Origin of the sequence: Pseudomonas sp. Colony2, assembly GCF_019382755.1 — a bacterium.
Taxonomy (GTDB): domain Bacteria; phylum Pseudomonadota; class Gammaproteobacteria; order Pseudomonadales; family Pseudomonadaceae; genus Aquipseudomonas.
In genome coordinates, this window is record NZ_CP080030.1 from 577,430 (window position 1) to 581,368 (window position 3,939).

3 protein-coding genes and 1 pseudogene are annotated in these 3,939 nt (G+C 61.3%); all 4 read left to right on the plus strand.

Translation table 11 applies throughout. The annotated features are described in order from the left end of the window. Positions 1 to 141 (plus strand): annotated as a pseudogene (locus JV201_RS02380) (DNA topoisomerase IV); the annotation flags it as partial. Further along, positions 138 to 659 (plus strand): TIGR02281 family clan AA aspartic protease, encoded by a 522-nt coding sequence (locus tag JV201_RS02385; protein WP_008439113.1) that lies wholly within the window; start codon positions 138 to 140, stop codon positions 657 to 659. The pseudogene JV201_RS02380 and the gene JV201_RS02385, both read left to right, overlap by 4 nt. Positions 660 to 669: 10 nt before the next feature. Beyond that, positions 670 to 2,934: a DNA topoisomerase IV subunit A gene (parC, locus tag JV201_RS02390; protein ID WP_003217539.1), complete on the plus strand. Its 2,265-nt coding sequence runs from the start codon at positions 670 to 672 to the stop codon at positions 2,932 to 2,934. 177 nt (positions 2,935 to 3,111) lie between these two features. After that, positions 3,112 to 3,819, plus strand: a complete 708-nt coding sequence (locus JV201_RS02395; protein ID WP_003217538.1) for a membrane integrity-associated transporter subunit PqiC — start codon at positions 3,112 to 3,114, stop codon at positions 3,817 to 3,819. Positions 3,820 to 3,939: the final 120 nt, after the last annotated feature.

Consider the following 3,939-nt stretch of genomic DNA (forward strand, 5'->3'; position numbering starts at 1 on the left):
CTGGCCGAAGCCTTGGTGGTGGACGCTGACGGTGCCTGGATCGGCATCGACAACAACTTCGGTGCCCGCGCCGATGGCGAAAAGCGGCCGGTGGTCTATCGTTTCGCCGCCCCTGCGGGTGGCTGGAGCGCCAAGCCATGAGTGCGCAACCACCCGGCAAGCGCGCCGGGCGTGTGTTGATGTTCGTCGCGTGGGGCGCCGGCCTGTTTTTGGCGACACGATTTTTTGGGCAGTGGGAAGCGCGACAGGAAAACCCCAATGCCGTGGTGACCTCGGAGCAGCACGAGGGTTATATCGAAGTAAAACTGCTGGGCAACGGCCAAGGGCATTTTGTCGCCACTGGCCAGATCAACGGCAAGCCGGTGCAGTTCATGCTCGACACCGGGGCCACCGACGTGGCGGTTCCGGCTGAATTGGCCGACCGTCTCGGGCTTGAACGCGGCATGCCGGTTGGCGTGAGTACGGCCAACGGACGAACCCAGGGCTTTCGGACCGAGTTGGGCCGTCTGCAACTGGGCGATATCGTCCTTCGGGACGTGCGCGCCATCGTGGTACCGGGTTTGGGCGATGAACAGGTATTGCTGGGCATGAGTGCATTGAAACAACTTGAATTTACCCAGCGCAGCGGCACTTTGCTGCTGCGCCAGACCAAACAATGATGAGGCCCGCATGAGTGACATCCTTGCAGACAGCTTAGATGGCGTTGAACGCCGGTCGCTGGCTGACTTCACCGAAAATGCCTACCTCAACTACTCGATGTACGTGATCATGGACCGTGCCTTGCCGCATATCGGCGACGGCCTGAAGCCCGTACAGCGGCGCATTATCTATGCGATGAGTGAGTTGGGCCTGGACGCTGACTCCAAGCACAAGAAGTCGGCGCGTACCGTCGGTGACGTGCTCGGTAAATTCCACCCTCACGGCGACTCGGCGTGCTACGAAGCCATGGTGCTGATGGCCCAGCCGTTCAGCTACCGCTACACGTTGGTGGACGGCCAGGGTAACTGGGGTGCGCCGGATGATCCGAAGTCCTTCGCCGCCATGCGTTACACCGAAGCGCGTCTGTCGCGGTATTCGGAAGTGCTGCTCAGCGAACTGGGCCAGGGCACGGCCAACTGGGGCCCGAACTTTGACGGCACCCTCGACGAGCCGCTGGTGTTGCCGGCACGTTTGCCGAATATCCTGCTCAATGGCACCACGGGTATCGCCGTGGGCATGGCCACTGACGTACCGCCCCACAACCTGCGGGAAGTGGCCAGCGCCTGCGTGCGCCTGCTGGATGAGCCGAAGGCTACGGTCGAACAGCTCTGCGAGCATATCCAGGGCCCGGATTACCCGACCGAAGCAGAAATCATCACGCCTCGCGCCGACCTGCTGAAAATCTACCAGACCGGTAAAGGCTCGGTGCGCATGCGCGCCGTGTACCACATCGAAGACGGCGACATCATCGTCACCGCGCTGCCGCATCAGGTATCCGGGGCCAAGGTGCTGGAGCAGATTGCCGCGCTGATGCAGGCCAAGCCGTCGAAGCTGCCGCAAGTCGCCGACCTGCGTGACGAGTCCGACCACGAAAACCCGTGCCGCATCGTGATCATCCCGACCAACAGCCGGGTCGACCATGAAGTGCTGATGCAGCATCTGTTCGCCAGCACCGAGCTGGAGTCCAGCTATCGGGTCAACATCAACATCATTGGCCTGGACGGCAAGCCGCAGTTGAAGAACCTGCGGGCTTTGCTGGTGGAATGGCTGGAATTCCGGGTGCAGACCGTGCGTCGCCGCCTGCAATTCCGCCTGGACAAGGTCGAACGCCGCCTGCACCTGTTGGACGGCTTGCTGATCGCTTACCTCAACCTGGATGAAGTGATCCATATCATCCGTACCGCCGAGCACCCGAAGGCCGAGCTGATCGCGCGCTTCGAACTCAGCGAAATCCAGGCCGACTACATCCTCGACACCCGTCTGCGTCAGTTGGCGCGACTGGAAGAGATGAAGCTGCGGGACGAACAGGACGCGCTGCTCAAGGAACAAGCCAAGCTCCAGGCCCTGCTGGGCAGCGAGGCCAAGCTGAAGAAGCTGGTGCGCACCGAGCTGATCAAGGACGCCGAAACCTATGGCGACGACCGCCGCTCGCCGATTGTCGAGCGCGCCGAAGCCAAGGCCCTGACCGAAACCGAGCTGCTGCCCAACGAGAAAATTACCGTCGTTCTGTCGGAAAAGGGTTGGGTTCGCTCAGCCAAAGGGCATGATATTGACGCCACCGGCCTGTCTTACAAGGCTGGCGACGGTTTCAAAACCGCGGCGGCGGGGCGTTCCAACCAGTTTGCGGTGTTTATCGACTCCACCGGTCGCAGTTACTCGGTGCCGGCGCACACCTTGCCATCGGCGCGGGGGCAGGGCGAGCCATTGACCGGACGCCTGACACCGCCACCGGGTGCGAATTTTGAGTGCGTGCTGCTGCCGGACGATGACTCGTTGTACGTCATCGCTTCCGATGCGGGCTATGGGTTCGTGGTCAAGGGTGAAGACCTGCAGGCCAAGAACAAGGCGGGCAAGGCGTTGTTGAGCCTGCCGAACAACGCCAAGGTGATCCTGCCGCGTCCGGTGGAAGACCGTGAAGGCAACTGGCTGGCGTCGGTGACGACCGAAGGACGCCTGCTGGTGTTCAAGATCAGCGATTTGCCGCAGTTGGGCAAAGGCAAGGGCAACAAGATCATTGGTATTCCCGGGGAGCGGGTGGCCAGTCGCGAAGAGTACGTGACCGACATCGCCGTGATCCCGGAAGGCTCGACCCTGGTGTTGCAGGCCGGCAAGCGCACGTTGTCACTGCGCCCTGACGACCTCGAGCACTACAAGGGTGAGCGGGGTCGTCGTGGCAATAAACTGCCGCGCGGCTTCCAGCGAGTGGACGCTTTACTGGTGGAAACGCCCGTTTAAGGCGATATAGAGCGCCCGATCTACGATTTAACCCGTAGATCGACGCTTTCGCGCTGGAGTCATGGCGCATATTCACGGATGATATGGCCTTTCCAGCGCCGGCGTGGCTGAGCGCGTACAGGTTATTTTTGAGTATTACATTGTGGTTCGCCTTGTGGCAGCCACCTGGATGGGATGATGACTGCTCCGCGCCTTCCTTTATTTTTGTTGCTCGCTGGCCTTTTGGGCCTGGCGGGTTGCAGCACACACCAACCGGTGTCGCTGTATCAGCTGGACAGTGGAAGTCCGGCTCAGCCTGCACAAAGTGCCGGCATGGCTGTATTGCTTGGCCCTGTTGTAGTGGCCGACTATCTGCAACGTGAAACCCTGCTGCAACGTCAGAACGACGGCAGCCTGCAAGGTTCCACCGATGGCCGCTGGGCCGGTAGCCTTTCGTCCGACATCAATCAGTTGATGTTGCGCCAGGTGGCTGGCCACCTGGACAGCCAGCGTGTGGTATTGGCGCCGGCGCCGTTGGGTTTTGCCCCGGACGTACAGGTGCTGCTGACCATTACGCGACTGGACTCGGGCGTGTCGCAGCCCGCTATCCTCGACGCGCAATGGCGCTTGATCGACCGTCGTGGCCAGGTGCGGGATAACCGCATCGTGCACTTGCAGGAAGAGCACAGCGGCAGCACCGCGTCCCAGGTCCAGGCCCAGGGTGTGTTATTGCAGCGTTTGGCTGACCAGCTGTCGGTGGCCCTCAAACCATTGGCCAATCAGCCAGCGGTGGCAGAAGCGCCACGCAAACAAGCCCCGGCGCAGCCCAAGGCTGCGGCACCGGAGAAGCCGAAGATGCCGATGGCCGTGCCGATTCGCACCGATATGGAAGTGTTCAGGTTCTGACCTGAATACAGACCAACAAAAAGGCCCGCTGATGAGCGGGCCTTTTGTTTGTGCGGGATTTGAGTCGTTCGCAGATCAAGTGTGGGAGCGGGCTTGCTCGCGAAAGCGGAGTGTCAGTCA